The sequence below is a fragment of the Pseudoalteromonas rubra genome (assembly GCF_001482385.1).
GTDB classification, from domain to species: Bacteria; Pseudomonadota; Gammaproteobacteria; order Enterobacterales; family Alteromonadaceae; genus Pseudoalteromonas; species Pseudoalteromonas ardens.
Genome location: NZ_CP013611.1, coordinates 3,382,348 through 3,399,469 on the forward strand (window position 1 = coordinate 3,382,348; position 17,122 = coordinate 3,399,469).

At 46.2% G+C, this 17,122-nt stretch carries 14 protein-coding genes; 13 read left to right on the forward strand and 1 reads right to left on the reverse strand.

Going from position 1 to position 17,122, the window contains the following annotated elements; genetic code table 11:
* The first annotated feature begins 2 nt into the window (after positions 1 to 2).
* The 8 genes from AT705_RS14690 (at position 3) to AT705_RS14725 (ending at position 8,655) form a co-directional block, all read left to right on the forward strand.
* Positions 3 to 515, forward strand: a complete 513-nt coding sequence (locus tag AT705_RS14690; RefSeq protein WP_058797138.1) for a hypothetical protein — start codon at positions 3 to 5, stop codon at positions 513 to 515.
* 215 nt (positions 516 to 730) lie between these two features.
* The gene (locus AT705_RS14695) at positions 731 to 3,349 is read left to right on the forward strand and encodes an RHS repeat domain-containing protein (RefSeq protein ID WP_058797139.1); all 2,619 of its coding nucleotides are present in this window, start codon (positions 731 to 733) and stop codon (positions 3,347 to 3,349) included.
* Positions 3,346 to 3,825 carry a hypothetical protein gene (locus tag AT705_RS14700; protein WP_058797140.1) on the forward strand — a complete coding sequence of 160 codons (480 nt, stop codon included), beginning with the start codon at positions 3,346 to 3,348 and terminating at the stop codon, positions 3,823 to 3,825. Before AT705_RS14695 ends, AT705_RS14700 begins: the two co-directional genes overlap by 4 nt.
* Before the next feature lie 352 nt (positions 3,826 to 4,177).
* Entirely contained in the window at positions 4,178 to 5,425 is a 1,248-nt protein-coding gene (locus AT705_RS14705) for an RHS repeat protein (RefSeq protein ID WP_058797141.1), read from the forward strand.
* A gap of 4 nt (positions 5,426 to 5,429) precedes the next feature.
* The gene (locus tag AT705_RS14710) at positions 5,430 to 6,062 is read left to right on the forward strand and encodes a hypothetical protein (protein ID WP_237113740.1); all 633 of its coding nucleotides are present in this window, start codon (positions 5,430 to 5,432) and stop codon (positions 6,060 to 6,062) included.
* 332 nt (positions 6,063 to 6,394) lie between these two features.
* Positions 6,395 to 7,366 (forward strand): hypothetical protein, encoded by a 972-nt coding sequence (locus AT705_RS14715; protein ID WP_058797143.1) that lies wholly within the window; start codon positions 6,395 to 6,397, stop codon positions 7,364 to 7,366.
* A gap of 276 nt (positions 7,367 to 7,642) precedes the next feature.
* Positions 7,643 to 8,266, forward strand: a complete 624-nt coding sequence (locus AT705_RS14720) for a hypothetical protein (RefSeq protein ID WP_058797144.1) — start codon at positions 7,643 to 7,645, stop codon at positions 8,264 to 8,266.
* Positions 8,267 to 8,328: 62 nt separating this feature from the next.
* Positions 8,329 to 8,655 (forward strand): hypothetical protein, encoded by a 327-nt coding sequence (locus tag AT705_RS14725; RefSeq protein ID WP_058797145.1) that lies wholly within the window; start codon positions 8,329 to 8,331, stop codon positions 8,653 to 8,655.
* 125 nt (positions 8,656 to 8,780) lie between these two features.
* Here the strand turns inward: AT705_RS14725 and AT705_RS14730 are convergent, their stop codons facing one another.
* The gene (locus AT705_RS14730; protein ID WP_058797146.1) at positions 8,781 to 11,291 is read right to left on the reverse strand and encodes a GGDEF/EAL domain-containing response regulator; all 2,511 of its coding nucleotides are present in this window, start codon (positions 11,289 to 11,291) and stop codon (positions 8,781 to 8,783) included.
* Positions 11,292 to 11,558: 267 nt separating this feature from the next.
* On the opposite strand from AT705_RS14730, the gene queA reads away from it, so the two are divergent.
* The 5 genes from queA to secF all read left to right on the forward strand — a co-directional run bounded on the left by queA (position 11,559) and on the right by secF (position 17,117).
* Positions 11,559 to 12,599 (forward strand): tRNA preQ1(34) S-adenosylmethionine ribosyltransferase-isomerase QueA, encoded by a 1,041-nt coding sequence (queA, locus tag AT705_RS14735; protein ID WP_058797147.1) that lies wholly within the window; start codon positions 11,559 to 11,561, stop codon positions 12,597 to 12,599.
* A 189-nt stretch (positions 12,600 to 12,788) separates the two neighbouring features.
* On the forward strand, positions 12,789 to 13,913 hold the full coding sequence (gene tgt / locus AT705_RS14740; RefSeq protein ID WP_058797148.1) for a tRNA guanosine(34) transglycosylase Tgt: 1,125 nt from the start codon (positions 12,789 to 12,791) through the stop codon (positions 13,911 to 13,913).
* Positions 13,914 to 13,946: 33 nt separating this feature from the next.
* Entirely contained in the window at positions 13,947 to 14,285 is a 339-nt protein-coding gene (gene yajC / locus AT705_RS14745; protein ID WP_010383276.1) for a preprotein translocase subunit YajC, read from the forward strand.
* Positions 14,286 to 14,306: 21 nt separating this feature from the next.
* A complete protein-coding gene (gene secD / locus AT705_RS14750; RefSeq protein WP_049865614.1) occupies positions 14,307 to 16,166 on the forward strand; it encodes a protein translocase subunit SecD in 1,860 nt (619 codons plus the stop codon).
* A gap of 9 nt (positions 16,167 to 16,175) precedes the next feature.
* Positions 16,176 to 17,117, forward strand: a complete 942-nt coding sequence (gene secF / locus AT705_RS14755; protein ID WP_058797149.1) for a protein translocase subunit SecF — start codon at positions 16,176 to 16,178, stop codon at positions 17,115 to 17,117.
* Positions 17,118 to 17,122: the final 5 nt, after the last annotated feature.

Below are 17,122 nucleotides of genomic sequence, written 5' to 3' on the forward strand. Positions count from 1 at the left end.
GATTGAGATACATCATTTTAGTTATATTTTTAACTTTGACCGTCTCATGCCAGCGGTATACAGATACTTTTCGTTATATTTCTTTGGAAGGGAATGAAAAAGTTGTTGAGGTAGCGAGCGGGATTATCAATAACCCAAAGGTGAAGCTTGAGAAAGAAATCGTTCTGTCTTATAAGCTTGAAAGGGAAAATTACAGTATTTTCTTTACGATTGACAGTAGTGGATTAATGCCAAACATCATTGTGTATTCTAAAGGGAGACTAGAGCAAATAGCGCCTAAAATTGTCCCAAAAAGGTTTAGAAAAAATAAAAAAAATAGTATTTCTCACTGCAATCTTAGTTACATTGTTCGCGGTGAGACAGCTTTTGAAATTGTAGTGCCAACATGCTTTGATTTTAGTGGCGGTAATTTTATTTCTTTTGACGTCTTAATTGACTCAGAAGTAGTTGGCAAAGAAGATCTTAAGTTTACTTTGAGAGAAGCAGGAGAATATGAAACTTTTGATGGGATTTAGTTTGAGTTGGTTACATGGACATATATGGACGCTCCAGCGATGTCAAGCCGAGTAGGCCTGCGAGATAGCGAATTATCGTTATCTCGTTCGTTATGTTACCCGTGTTGCCATGCCTGATGTTTGGTCCAGTCCGCAGTAAATTTGTTGCTCTAAAGATTTGCAGAGACACTCATTCAAGATTGGCTTGCAGTTGACAACTTTACTGGTGGGTGTCTTTGCAAGATACGCGATCGGGCACCACTCGCTGTGATGAGCATGTCACATTCAATACCCGGGCGAATGACCTGAGGCTTAGAACAGAGCCGAACAACCCGCTCATAAACCCAATAACCAGCTTGTGTGTTATTCAGCAAACGGCGTTTGACGAATATGGTCGGGTTAGTATTCAGCTTGATGATTATCGTCGCTCTGGGGCAGGGCGATACTATGAAGCCAGAGGTATACGCAACCACTATCAATATGGCCAGCTTAAGTCTCGTCAGGAGGCGCGAGAAGGGACACATGGTGAGGTGTATTACAACCTGACCGGACTTACAGCACGAGGACAGGTTAGCAGCTATGAGAAAGGGCATATCGCGGTAAAACTGGGCTATGCCAGCAATGGCATGATTGCGAGCATCAGTACACAAGGCAACTACAGCTATGTACAAAACGAGCATTATGAATTTGATGGCCTGGGCAATCTGACCAAGCGGACGTTAACGAACCGGGACACAGAGCGTTTTGGCTATGACAAGCTTAATCGGATAACACATATCAATGGTAGCCCGCACTTCAGTTATTCGGCCAGCGGTAACCTGTCAACCAAGCTTGATGGCAATAAAGAGTGGACACACCACTATGGTGGCATTGGTATTGCGAAACATGCCCTGACGACCCGGGAATATCAGAAAACCGTTTCGCAAGACGGTATTGGTGGCCCGATAGACAACCCCTTTGGTGGCGGAGCACAGGTGTACTCGTCGAGTAATTTCAGTGTATTCGGTGGCTCAGCAAACACATCTGTACACACTGCGACTGAAACCAGCGCGTTTGCTGGTGGTTTCACACAACCCAGAAAGGTCACGGTTTACGAGCGTTTTAAATATGATGCCAACGGCAATCAGACGCAGATGCAAACAGCAGAAGGGCTGATTGTGGATACGCGTGATTATCGGACGCTGAAATACACGACGAGAAACAAAGTCAGCGAAGTGACGGGCAATTCAGAGACGGTGCAATTTGCCTACGATGCGCACAACCGTCGTTATAAACGCACGGATAAGCATCAAACGGTGTACTATGTTGGTGCGCTGGAGCTAAGTGTCGACAACAGTACAGATGAGCATTACGTTAAACGCTACATTGGCAATGACGCAATGCAAATCTATTACAGCTCAGGTACCAGTAAGCTACAGTGGCTGTTTACAGATCACCAGGGTTCCATTGTCGCGGTAACCAATGCGTACTATAAACTGCTCAAACGATTCAGCTATGACGTATTTGGTAAACAGTCGACATCGGCCTTTACATTCCAGGAGCGCAATAGCGGGCATGTTGCATTACACCTGACCTTATCTGTATTTAACTCCGTACCACCGAACCTGCGCGGCTATACCGGCCATGAGCCAGTCTCACTGGGTGGGGACAGCCGCATCATTCATATGAATGGTCGGATCTACGATGCAGATACGGGTAGGTTTATGCAGGCGGATCCGTTTGTTCAGGCACCTTCGAATCTTCAGAACTATAACGCTTATTCTTATGTGTTGAATAATCCTTTGTCTTATACGGATCCGAGTGGGTATTTGTTTAAAAAGCTTTTTAAGGGAGCTATGAAGGCGACGGGAACGTGGCAAATGCTCCGTGCTATTGGTCAAGTCCCTTGGCTAAACACCATAGTCACCGTAGGTCTCAACTTTATTCCAGGCTGTCAGGGTTGGTGTGCCGCTGCGGCAACTGCGGCATATAGTGCGGGCTCTACCTTTGCAACTACGGGAAGTTTAAATAAAGGACTAACCGCTGGCTTGACAGCTGCGGCAATGCCCGGAGGAGGAAGTGTCGAAGCAATACTTGCAAGTGCTGCGATTGGAGGCGTTTCTTCTAAATTGATGGGCGGTAACTTTGGTCACGGGTTCTTTGCAGCTGGACTGGGTGCTGCTGCTGGAAACATTGGCAGAGGGATCAGAAATCCAATAGGTCAGGTCGTGATTGGTGCTATAGTCGGTGGCACCGTTTCGAAAGTCACTGGCGGCAAGTTTGCCAATGGTGCATTCAGTGCAGCTTTTGCTGCGGCGATGAGGGCGGATTGGGGTGTTGAAGCTCGGCTCCAAAAGAAAGGGTTAGTGAATAAATATCTCGGTAACGGAGATCAGCACGATGGTCCGGGTGTGCCTCAGGAAGTCCGAGACGCTATAAGAAGTATGATTGATGCAGGTGAGTATGAGGGAGCTGCGCACATAGCAGCAAATTACCTTGGCAAAAGTCTAGGTGAGTATTCCGGGTTAATGATTGATATGAATTCTAGAGCTGGAGAATTTGGAGAAGTAAACAGAGACCTAAGTCTTACTTTAGGTCGAGATGCATTTCACAGTGTTTCTACTTTAATTTCAACAGTTGGTCATGAGTATGTTCATCTAGGACATAGACTCAGTGATGGTTTTATTAACTCTAATTACAATGCTCGGCAATCGGAAGTTGCGTCCTATCAATGGGAGTTAGACAACAAACATATTACGGGGTTATCAGGCCGTGCATTGGATAATGTCCGCAAACAGATGAACTTTCACGGTAGTGCTCTGAGTGAAAGTGACTACTGGAGAGCTAGAGATAATAATATAAGGTGGAAAAAATGAGGCTTTTATTGATTTTTATTTTCTTATTTAATTTGGGCTCTGCGGTAGCACGTGAAGACCTTGAACTAAATATAAGCTACGTAGGTTCTGATTTGTTAGTTACTTTGTTTAATCGGGGAAGGGAAAACACTTATTATCTTAAGGATATCAACTTTTGTATGTCTGCTCCCAAGGGTATAAACGTATTCTTGAAAAATGAAGCCGGGACTGTCTTTCGTCATTCATCTTTCTTAAATCGTATGTGTTATGCACCAAAAGATGGGCTAGCATCGAATTATGGTGTTATGCACTTGATTGATAAAAAGGACATTACTCAGAATAAATTCAGTATTGTTGGAGGTAAAGGTGGAGAACCTCTTGAGCCGGGTGTATATGAGCTAGGAGTTAAAATTTGTAGCAGTATGAAAGATTACAAACTAGCCGATTGTATCTATAGCAATAGTTTGCCCTACACCGTTAGTACTAAGTTAAAGTAGAAACTAAATACAGGCACTCAAAATTGGCGCTCAGTGAGCGCCTTTTTTCTGTGCAATGACGCCAGCGCCGTGTGCAGTGGAAACAAGTACTAGCATGCACAACTGACCAGCGGAGGATGCATTTGCGGCCAGTCCCACCAGATGGCTGTGCTGCCGAAATTGATGGCTCGCGCTGTTGCATCGTGATGGCTTCTGCTGGTTTGTATTGAAATGGCGGCTGTTAGCTTCTGTGTACTAGGAGGGTTTCTTCAGATTGTGAAATCGCTTAAGTAATTTTGGAATATAGATTTGCAGAGACACCCATTCAAGATTGGCTTGCAGTTGACAACTTTATTGGTGGGTGTCTCTGCAAATGAGGAGTTATTGGGCAGAAGAAACCGGTTTGTTGCTTCATGAGCTGCCGGCCAATATGCGAAGCTACACCGGCCACGAACCGGTCACCTTTGGGGGGGACAACCGCATCATTCATATGAATGGTCGGATCTACGATGCAGATACGGGTCGATTTATGCAGGCGGATCCATTTGTGCAAGCGCCGACGAATTTGCAGAACTATAACGCTTACTCTTATGTGTTGAATAATCCGCTGTCATATACGGATCCGAGTGGGTATTTGTTTAAGAAGCTTGGGAAGTTTATTAAGAAGAACTGGCGGACGATAGCGGCGATAGGCATATTAGCGGTTACAGGGTATGGTGTAGATCTATTCACAGCATTCGAAGCTTATGGAGCAGCAGCAACAATAGCGGCTACAGGCGGAGCCCTTGCAGGGTATGTTGCAACAGGCAGTGCCAAAGGGGCAGTTATGGGGGCTTTGTCTGGCGCTGCATTTTATGGAATTGGCCAGGCATTTGGTGCTTCAAGTGGCTTCCTGAAAACAGGCGGTATTGGTCACTTAGGTAGTCATGCTCTTGCCGGTGGTATCATGGCAGAGTTACAGGGCGGCAATTTCGGCCATGGTTTCTGGAGTGCAGGGATTACAAAAGGCGCACAAATAGGTCGACTTGTTCCGAGTAACTTAGCAGCAGGTACAATTGCCTCGGCTGTGATTGGAGGTACCGTTTCACACATTACAGGTGGAAAATTTGGGAATGGCGCGACGACGGCTGCGTTTCAGTTCACGTTGAACCACTTCGTTAATGATAGTAAATATCCGTTTAGCAAAGAAGCACAAATGGACGAAAGTCATCCGATTCCAGATGAAATTCTTGAGCTCTATGAGCAATACCAAGAGGGAAAATTCAAAAGTCTAGTCGGTGTAAATAAAGCTGCTGGAGAGTCTGCTGAAGAGTATGTAGCGTCTATTTTGAGGGAGAAAGGTTACATCGTACTCGTTAAGGGCGTAACGCTAAAAGTTGATGGAAGCATTAGATATCCTGATTTAACACTTTTCGATGGAAGGACTGAGGAGTTAGTGTCGTTCATGGAAGTAAAGTTAAATAATTCTAGACTTATATCAAGGCAGATACGAAATGATAAGATCATTCAAACAAAAGGCGCAATGGTAACAAGGACTCCATCACCAACACTTTTACCCCAAGGTGAAATAGGAAAAACAAATGTCGAGCTCTTTAGGATTTATTACCAAGATCAAGATTGATGTTATGAAAAAAACAGAACTGAGAAAAATTGTTGAAAGTTACGAGTTTAAAAAAGGTCCGTCGGTTGATAGTTCCCTTATATATTTTTATGGTATCGATGAACGATACTCGATAGGGATAATTATATCTAATCATAAAGTTGGAGATGTACCTCAAGTTCAGTACGGTATTTATGATCGTTACCTTGCAAAGGTATGGGGGAATGTTAGTGGCTTTGATATGGCTGAGGATTATTGTTTAACAATACAGCACCCATTGAATTATCGAGTTTTGCGAGATGGTAGAGTGCTGCCTATTGAGCAAGTCTTTGATGAAAAATTCTTTAGAGCTTTCATAGAAAGCTTTATAGGAAAAAAAGATGAGTTAGTTGAACAGTATGTTGCTTCACTAAATAGCTTTAATTATCCAGAACCACTAATTCCTGACGAGAACTTTTTTGAAGCACTTGCCAAGAACCAAGGCGTGTACTTTGGGTTTATGTTTAAGTTATCTAATGGTGAAAGGGTTACGCTGGATGATATTGAAGTACAAAGAGATGAACTAAGAAAAACGTATGGACTAAAAGGGTTTATAAAGAGAGATCTCGCGCTTTTAGAAAGCTATATACAGAGTAACAAGGACAGCTGCCTTGGTTGATAGCATATTTTGTTAACTCCCATTGGGAGTTAAGGTGACACCCATTCAAAATTGGCGCTCAGTGAGCGCCTTTTTTCTGTGCAATCACGCCAGCGCGGTGTGCAGTGGAAATCAGCGCTGGCATGCACAACAGACCAAATATAAAAGACACCCAATCTAAAGCCCCAGGTAGTTACATGGACAGCCACCTAAAACGACGAGGTTGAATGGACCCTATGTTCTAGATTGAAGTGCACCACTATGGGGTTGAATGGACACCCGCCCTAAACTGGCATGGGGAAGCTACGCCGTCTACCTTTAGGTGATACTCAATGGATTGAGGATGACAAATTATGCCAACTGCAAGGAAAAAGCAGGTCAGCCTATCGGATACCAAATACTATCACTGTATATCCCGGTGTGTTCGCCGGGCATTTCTGTGCGGCGAAGACCGCGTAACGGGCAAGTCTTATGAACATCGGCGAGACTGGGTTGAGGAAAAATTGCTGACCCTTACTAAGGTGTTTTGCATTGATGTGTGTGGCTACGCGGTGATGAGTAACCACACGCATATTGTACTGTATGTAGATGATAAGAAAGCACAAAGGATATCAGATAGAGCAATCGTACTTCGCTGGCATAAACTGTTTAAAGGCAACTGGCTGACGCACAAATTCATTAATGGAGATGAGTTGAGTGCATCCGAGTACAGTATGCTGGCAGCTGATATTGCTGAATTTAGAATCCGCCTAGCGAGTATCAGCTGGTTCATGCGGGTGTTGAATGAAGACATTGCCCGCAAGGCCAATAAAGAAGATGGTTGTACAGGCCGGTTTTGGGAAGGGCGATTTAAGTCACAAGCCTTGCTGGATGAAGCGGCATTGGCAGCGTGCCTGGCTTATGTTGACCTGAACCCAGTCAGAGCCAAAATGGGAGAGACACCGGAAACGTCAGACTACACCAGCATTAAAAAGCGTATTGAGCATGCACAGCAAGGCAAGCAACCCAAGAGCTTACTGCGTTTTGCAGGTAATCCAAGAAAGCACATGCCCAAAGGACTACCGTTTGAGCTGGCTTATTATATTCAACTGGTTGAGTTAACAGGCCGATGCATGCGTGCAGATAAGCGAGGTTACATCAGCGATAGCCAACCATTGCTGACACGATTGCAAATAGAGCCAGACAACTGGCTCAAACTGACTACGCAGTTTACAAAGGTCTTTCATGGTGCTGTGGGGCGAAAGCAAGCGATGACCGATTACTGTGAGCATCTTCGCAAAAGGCGACGCGCCAATTTGACTCAGTGCGAGCGGTTACTGGGTTAACACTTTTATTTTAGTAGCATTTCAATTTATCCAGGTTCAGGCTTGGGTATGTTCTCGTATTGTCCGAATCTGATTATTTACCAGCATTTCATACTTAAACTTACAAGTTTCACTATTGGAAGCCTGGCATTCAATAGCCTTGCATTTCGACTTTGAAATTGTCCACAATTGGTGTGTGAATTTACTGGTGGGTGTCACTTAAAATTTTTAGGACCGGATTTAATATTGGGATTAATGAAGGTATGCAATTTACTAACGCAATACTGGAGTTGACAGGTGGCTGATTTTTTAGCAAGTGCTTTAGAAGCAGGTTTTGCATATTCAGATAGAAAAAAGAACAGACTTAAAAAAGAGCTAATTCCGGGTTTTACCTGGGAGATAGTAATGTTAGAAGAAAGCTGGAATGACCTAGAAGAAGTTGGTTTTTATCTATGGTCACCACTTTTTTCCAAAGTAATGTCAAACTTATTTACCGAGCATAATGAATTGGCAAATGAGTACTATGATAGAACTCTTGTGGATGACGAAGAGGGATGCCTCGGGTTTTCTTCCGTTGGTTGGGAGGAAGGGCCTGATGGAAAGAAACAGCTTTATTCAGCTGCTACCTACCTCGAAGGGTCAACTTTCTTTGAAACGCTACAAAGCCAAAAGAATGAAGAAGATATATTCAACCTTTTATACAAGGGGATTGGAGTTCAATTTTTGGCTGTAGTAGAAGGACTCTGGGTATACCTTTACCTTCTTAAGAGAATGGGTTTATGCAGTACTGAAATCTTGAGTGAAATAAATGGTAGTGAAAAACCTTTACCGGTAAAAACAGCTAAACCAGTTGATTTAGCACTGTTGGGAGTATTTGAAAAATCATATGAAAAAGCAATTAATGGGGAAAACCGAAAATGAAGATACGACACATATTTGTATTTCTTTTAGTGCTTTTTTCTAATTATGCAAGGAGTGATAATATGGTTACTGCTGAAAGTATTGCAGAAAACTTGCCTGTGGTTATTTATGCAGATATATACGATGCAGAAAGCGAAAGTAAATATTTAAAATTCATCGAATGTGTTGCTAATGGTGCTGTTGATAAACTTTCTCCTCAGGAGTTAAGTTCATTTAATAAGGAATTACAGGCATTTTCTGAAAAGGTAGATCAGGCTATGGGTAACATGGAACTGATCTTACAATCTGGGCCTCCACGGCCATCTACAGAGCTTATTGGCTTTATAAAAACCTTACAACCTATCATTGAGGGTTGTGAGAAAAAGTTAGGTATTAGAGTCGAATTTTAGCTCAATTTGTAAGAGCTCAAAGCCCCAGGAACCCGCCGGGGCTTTTTTGTTGAATTGTTGATTAGACACCGACCTAAAACTGTCGTACCAATTTAGAACATAGCGTCAAACCCTGCACAAAAAGACTAGCAGGCTGTTTTCTCAGATAAAATAGTTTGCAGCACGGCAGTGAGCTGCTCGACGGGCAATGGGCGCGAAATGTAGTAGCCCTGACCATAATCAATGCCTATCTCCTTGAGAGCATCAAAGATCTCTTTACTCTCTACATATTCAGCCACTGAGCGTTTATCCAGCGAGTGGCTGATGTCATTCACGGCTTTTACCAGTGCCAGATCTATGGGGTCATTGAGCATATCGCGCACAAACGAGCCGTCAATCTTAACATGTTGAGCTGGCAGCTGTTTTAAGTAGCTAAAGGTACTGAATCCGGTACCGAAATCATCAATAGAGAAGTGGCAGCCGAGCTCATTGAGCTTGGCAATCATCGCCTGTGTGGCGCTGAGGTTGTTGATACTGGCTGACTCAGTGATCTCAAAAATGATTGCACTGGCCGCGACCTGAAACTCCGCCAGGCAAGACTGAATATGGGGTAACAGGCGTTCATCGAGGAAAGATTGCGCGGATAAATTGACGGAGACCTGATGTAATTCAGGATGTCTGGCAATGGCGCGAATGCACTCGCGGATCACGCACTGATCCATCAGATAGGTATCGTTTAGCAACTCCAGTGCCGGGATAAACTGGTTTGGGTAGACCAGGTTGTCGTCTATACGCAGTCTTAATAAAGCCTCAAAATAGGCCACTTGATTGCGTTTAAAATCCCAAATTGGCTGGTAGTGCAGTTCAATGTGGTTATTTTGCAGCGCCTGACGAACATTGTGTCCCCATTCTAGGCCGGTTTGCAAGGTGCTGTTTTGCGCATCTTCTTTGCTGTAGCAGTGAACCAGGTTACGGCCTAAGTTTTTCGCAATATACAGCGCGATGTCGGCCTGCTTAAGGCACTCACTGGGATCACTGTTCTGGTGTGTGATCTGTGCTAAACCAATTGAGCAACTAATGGTATAACTGGCTTCTTCTGAATGAAACTGGTGATGCTCAATGGCACTGCAGACACTCTCAGCCAGCATATGTGCATCCAGCAGGGGAGTATGTTTCAGTAAAATCGCAAACTCGTCACCCCCAATGCGGAAGATCAGGTGCTCATCTGCAATGTGCTCACCAAACAGTTGCGCAACCTCTTTGAGCACAATGTCACCTTGCTGGTGCCCTTTACTGTCATTGATGATCTTAAAGTGGTCCAGATCAATATAGATCAACGCATGTTCAAGCTGTGCGTCTTGCTTAGCCTGTTCACAGAATTGGTTTAATTGCTGATCGAAGTAGTAGCGGTTATGCAGTCCCGTCAGGGTGTCGTGTAAGGCAAGGTGGCGTAACTGAAGTTCAGCCTGCTTGCGCTCGTGAATATTGTCTATGGTTGCTGTAATGGTGGCAGTGCTGGTGACGTTTTTTATCAGCTGAAAACGACATTCAACCCAGATTGGGCAGAGGTTACTTTGCATCACCTGTAGTTCAAGCAGCGCCGATTGTTGCTCGCCTTGCTGGACCTTGGTCAGGACGGTCGCCAGTTTTTCCCGGTGCTCTGTCAGTACGTAGTCGAACATACTGGTATGCATGCTGGCCTTGAGTTTGTGACCCACCAGCTGCTCCCAGGCCGGATTTAAAAAGCGGATCACGCCCGCAGTGTCCAGTTCCATCACCACCGTATTGAGATGCAGCAAAATGCGCTGGTGTGCCGAGAACAAGTCTTTGTACCGTCGCTCACTGCGACTCAGCTGCTCAACTTTTTCGGCAAATTCGGCGTAACTCACCATAAAGTCTTCACGACGGGCTGCGTGGTCGCATACTTTGCTGAGTAAAGACAGATCATAAGGTGCCCGGACAAAATCGGTAACGCCCAGCAAGAGCAGTTGCTCGGCATAGTCGGCATCACGGTTGTCTATGATGGTTACAATGGCCTGACTGGGTTTGTGCTGCAAAATATTGGCAACCAGCTCCTTACCTGAGTCACTGTGTGTTGCTGTGGCATCCAGCAAGACAATGGCAAACTCATTTTGTAAAAACTGTGACATCGCCCCATTGGTGGTGGTGACGTGGGTGGTTGTAAAGTTCAGGGACAAGTGCTGACAGATCTCATCGGCACGTGTTTGATCCGGCTCGAGTAACAACAGGTTTAAGCGACTGCTTTTTTCCAGATGTGTAGATAAAACATTTGCCAGTACCTGAGGCAGTACATCCTGACGCTCCAGAGGCAATACCGCATCTATGCTGTAACTGCGAGCTGTGGTTTCGGCAATACGCTCACAATAGGTGGGAGGCGTCAGTACAATCGGGGTATTCTTTGGCGTTTTTAATAGTCCTGAGCGCACCATACGAGAAAATCGCCAGCCATCAATTTTTCCGACATTCAGCCCGGTAATGATCAAATCTACGGCTTGTTGCTTTAATACGCCCAATGCCGCTTGTGTATCACTGTGCTCAACGATGCGAAAGACATTGAGCGAGGACAAGGTTTTGACGATCAGCTGGCGCTCTTGTTGATCTGCATTAACCAGCAATAGTGTGAGTTGCTTTGCCATGGTGTTACTGCCTTAAACCCATGAAATAAGTAAACAAGTTTTTGCCCTTTCAGTCAGTGATATGGCTCGCTCTGCGCACCTGATATGTACCCGGAACTGAGAGGGACACAATGCGGCACGTTTTAGCTGCGAAATTTCGTACAATAGCGCCTAGATTAAAGCTATTTTTCTATACTGACAAGCGTTACATAGTTTTACCTCAACACTTGATTTAGCGTAGGCGGATCACTAGACTTGGCGCCTATTTGCATTAATTTGAGGTCTTCTATGCGCGTTGCTGACTTTAGTTTTGAACTCCCTGATGAGCTGATCGCTCGCCACCCTAAAAAAGAACGCTCCAGTAGTCGTTTGTTGACACTGGATGGCAACACTGGTGATTTACAGCACAAAGTGTTCAAGGACATTGTCGATTTGATCAATCCGGAAGATCTCATTATTTTCAATAATACCAAAGTGATCCCGGCGCGTATGTTCGGCCAAAAAGCCACGGGTGGTAAACTGGAAGTATTGGTTGAGCGCGTATTGGATGAGCACAGTGTGTTGGCACACGTGCGAGCCAGCAAATCGCCCAAAGAAGGCGCAGAGATACTGCTGGAAGGTAAGGCCAAAGCCACTATGGTTGCCCGTCACGGCGAGTTATTTGAGCTGAAGTTCCACGGCGATGCATCGGTGTTATCGATTCTGGACGAGATTGGCCACATGCCGCTGCCTCCTTATATTGACCGTCCGGACGAAGAAGAAGACAAAGAGCGCTATCAGACGGTGTACGGTGAGAAGCCGGGCGCCGTTGCAGCGCCGACCGCAGGTCTGCATTTTGACGATGCGCTGATGGCCCAGTTAAAAGACAAGGGCGTTGAGATGGCGTTTGTGACGCTGCACGTTGGGGCGGGGACTTTCCAGCCTGTGCGTGTGGATGATGTGAATGACCACCAAATGCACTCTGAGTATATTGAGGTACCTCAGGAAGTCGTTGATGCCATTGCCGCTGCACGTCAGCGTGGCGGTCGGGTTATTGCGATTGGCACGACCTCGGTGCGTTCACTGGAGTCAGCAGCCAAAGCGCATCCGGATGAGCTGAAGCCCTTTTATGGCGACACCGATATCTTCATTTACCCGGGCTATCAGTTCCAGCTGGTTGACGCCATGGTGACCAATTTTCATCTGCCTGAGTCTACCTTGATCATGCTGGTGAGTGCCTTTTCGGGGCAGTCGCATATCATGCATGCCTATGAGACGGCGATTGCCGAGCAATATCGTTTCTTTAGTTACGGTGATGCGATGTTCCTGACCAGGCAGGACAAGGCGTAAATGATAAAAACCCAGCATTAAGGCTGGGTTTTTCTGTTTTAACCCCTGAATTCTGTGGCCCGGCGCTTTAAAGTGCTAATTTAGCCCCAATATTATTGCCACTATGGTAGAATCGGACGGTTTTCAGTATAGCCAGGTATCGCATCTGGCTAAGAGTAAGTTGGACTGTTTTTCCGACCAGAGGTAAGTATGAAATTTGAATTAGATTGTACACAGGGTAAAGCGCGTCGTGGCCGCTTGATCTTCGATCGTGGTGTCGTTGAAACACCGGCATTTATGCCCGTGGGGACCTACGGTACCGTTAAAGGTATGACGCCAGACGAGCTAAAAGACACGGGTGCACACATCTGCCTGGGTAACACCTTTCATTTGATGTTACGTCCGGGCACCGAGATCATCAAACAACATGGTGATCTGCATGATTTTATGAACTGGGATAAGCCAATCTTAACTGATTCGGGCGGTTTCCAGGTATTCAGCTTAGGGGCTATGCGTAAGATCAGTGAAGAAGGCGTATTGTTCCAGTCTCCGGTCAACGGTGAGCGGATCATGCTGTCTCCGGAAAAAGCGATGGAAGTTCAGCGTGATCTGGGCTCTGACATTGTAATGATCTTTGATGAATGTACGCCTTATCCTGCGACGGAAAAAGAAGCGCGCGACTCCATGGAGTTGTCATTACGCTGGGCTAAACGCTCGAAAGAAGCGCATGGCGATAATCCATCCGCTCTGTTCGGTATCATCCAGGGTGGCATGTACCCGGAGCTACGTGCTGAGTCTCAGGCAGGATTGGAAGATATTGGTTTTGATGGCTATGCGCTGGGTGGTTTGTCAGTGGGTGAGCCAAAAGAAGACATGATCAATATTCTCGATCACTGTGCTTACAAGATGCCAGAACAAAAACCGCGTTACCTGATGGGCGTGGGCAAGCCAGAAGATTTGGTTGAAGCGGTACGCCGCGGTATTGACATGTTTGACTGTGTGATGCCAACCCGTAACGCGCGAAATGGCCACCTCTTTATTACTGGTGGTGTGATTAAAATCCGTAACGCGGTACATAAAACAGACACAGGTCCATTGGATCCTGAGTGTGATTGCCACACGTGTAAAAATTACTCACGTGCTTATTTGCATCATCTGGATAAGTGTAACGAAATCTTAGGTGCGCGTCTTAATACTATCCATAACCTGCGTTATTATCAGCGCCTGATGGAAGGGATGCGTGAGGCCATTGCGGCCGGTACGTTTGAACAGTTTGTGGCCGATTTCTATGCCCGACGTGACAGGCCGGTTCCGCCGTTGGCTGACACCGAATAACAGTTTGCAATAAAAATTAAATGAGGAAGAGCTATGAGCTTATTTATGTCTAGCGCGCATGCCAGTACGGCAGCCGCAGCACCAGCCGGTGGCGAGTGGAGCATGTTGATCATGCTGGGTATTTTTGGTCTGGTATTTTATTTCCTGATCTACCGCCCGCAAGCGAAGCGTGTAAAAGAGCATAAAGATCTGATGGGGGCGCTGACCAAAGGTGATGAAGTACTAACTCAGGGTGGCCTGGTTGGTAAAATCTCTAAGGTTGCAGAAGACAAAGATTTTATCGTTATTGCCCTGAATGATCAGGCGGAAGTAACGGTACAAAAATCAGCGGTATCAGCTGTGCTACCAAAAGGCACAATGAAGTCGCTATAAACTAGCAATAAGGATGATCCAGTGTTAAACAAGTATCCAATGTGGAAATATTTACTTGTGCTCGCTGTATTGGCCGTAGGTATTTTATACGCTACACCAAACCTGTATGGCCGTGACCCGGCCATACAGGTTTCTGGTACTAAAGGTACCAATGCCGATCTCAGTGTGCTCGACCAGGTAAATAAAACACTTAAAGACAATAGCCTCACCGTCAAATCGACTGCCCTTGAAAATGGCCAGGTGTTGATCCGTTTCACCAATGTTGAAGATCAGCTAAAGGCGCAGGATCTGCTGCGTAATACCCTGAGTGACGATTATATCTCCGCCATTAACATGTCGCCTGCACAGCCTGACTGGTTAAAGAATTTAGGTGCAAACCCAATGAAGCTGGGTCTGGACCTGAGCGGTGGTGTTCATTTTACGATGGAAGTGGACATGGCAACGGCCATGGACAAAGCATTCGAACAGATGGAACAGGATTATAAGAGCGATCTAAGAGAAGAAAAACTACGTTATCGCTCTATTCGTCGTGTAGCCAACAGTGACCGTATTCAGGTGGTCATGCGTTCTGATGAAGACAGAGATGCGGCTGAGCGTTTTCTTAAAAAACGTTACCCGGGCAATCTGTTTATCAATGACAGCAGCAACGGCCTGGCGTTTTTCTCAACGCTGAGCGAGCCTAAAATCAAAGAACTGCGTGACTACGCCATCAAACAAAACGAAACCATCATTCGTAACCGGATCAACCAGCTGGGCGTGGCTGAGCCGAACGTACAACGCCAAGGTGCGGAACGTATTATCGTTCAGCTGCCAGGTGTGCAGGACACCGCGCGTGCAAAAGAAATCTTAGGCGCGACTGCAACGCTGGAATTCCGTGAAGTTGACCAAAATGCCGATGCCCGAGCGGCGGCGCAGGGTCGTGTGCCTCCGGGTTCTGAAGTGATCATGCACCAGGCCGGTTATCCTGTTGTTGTGAAAAAGCGGGTGGTACTGGAAGGGTCGCACATCACTGGCGCACAGTCTGGTCTTGATGAGTATCAACGCCCTAAAGTAAGCATCAACCTGGATAGCAAAGGTGGTGCGAAAATGAGTGCCTTTACCAAACGCGCGATTGGTAAACCGATGGCAACTGTTTTCATTGAATACAAGCCGTCAGGTAAAGTCGACAAAAATGGTAAAGCGCTGCCGCCAATCAAAGTGGAAGAAGTCATCAATGTGGCAACTATCCAGGCGCGTTTGAACAGTTCTTTCCAAATCACTGGTATTAACACGCCGGCAGAAGCCCATAACCTGAGCCTGTTGCTGCGAGCTGGGGCACTGGTTGCACCGATCCAAATTGTTGAAGAGCGTACGGTGGGTCCTAGCTTAGGTCAGGAAAACATCCAGGCTGGTATGACTGCGGTTGTGCTGGGCTTTGCGTTTGTACTGGCATTTATGCTGATGTACTACAAAGGCTTTGGTCTGGTTGCGAACCTGGCGTTGGCTGCCAACCTGGTCATGATTGTGGGCGTTATGTCGATGATCCCAGGGGCCACGCTGACGTTACCTGGTATTGCCGGTATTGTACTAACTGTCGGTATGGCAGTTGATGCTAATGTACTGATTTTCGAGCGTATTCGTGAAGAGCTGGGTGAAGGACGTAGTCCTCAGCAAGCTGTTCATCATGGTTATGACAGCGCCTTCAGCACCATTTTCGACGCCAACATCACCACGCTGATTGCTGCGGTGATCCTGTTCTCAGTGGGGACGGGTCCGATCGCAGGTTTCGCAGTGACACTGGCTATTGGTATCTTAACGTCGATGTTTACAGCTATCGTCGGTACTCGTGCGGTGATCAATGCGGTCATCGGTGGCAAGCGAATTAACTCGCTTTCAATCTAGGAGACGGACATGCAGTTATTAAGAATTAAAGATACCATCCGTTTTATGTCGGCACGTAAAGTGTCAATGGCATTTTCTGCGCTACTGATCCTGGCATCTATTTTTAGCCTGACGTTCAAAGGCATGAACATGGGTCTGGATTTCACTGGTGGTACGGCAGTAGAAGTGGGCTTTTCGCAGCCTGCTGACTTACCAAAAGTACGTAGTACGCTGGCAGAGAATGGCTTCCCGGATGCATCGGTCACGCTGTTTGGTTCAAGTCAGGACGTGCTGGTACGTTTGGCCCCGCGGGATGATGTGAAAGCTGAAATCCTGGGTAACCAGCTGGTTGATGCGCTGAAGCAGGTCGACAGCAATGTTGAAATGCGCCGTATCGAGTTCGTTGGCCCGAGTGTGGGTGAGGACCTCAAAGAGCAGGGCGGTCTGGCAATGCTGACTGCACTGTTGTGTATCCTTATCTATGTCGCGTTTCGTTTCGAATGGCGTTTCGCGGTGGGCGCAGTTGCCGCTTTGTTCCACGATGTGATCCTGACCATGGGCTTGTTCTCATTGCTGGGACTGGAATTCGACCTGACGATCCTGGCCGCGATCCTTGCCGTGATAGGTTACTCACTGAACGATACTATCGTTGTATCGGACCGGATCCGCGAAAACTTCCGTAAGGTCCGTATCGATGACACGTTGGAGATTATTGATATCTCGTTGACGCAAACACTGAACCGGACATTAGTGACATCAATCACAACCATTCTGGTATTGGTTGCCTTGTTTGTCTGGGGTGGCCAGACCATCCATGGGTTTGCAACGGCCTTGTTATTCGGTGTATTCATCGGTACTTACTCATCAGTCTATGTCGCCAGTTCAGTAGCGGTTGCGATGGGCGTGAGTAAGGAAGACCTGATCCCGGTTGAAGTGGAAAAAGAAGGCGCCGATCTGGATGCCATGCCATAATTAGC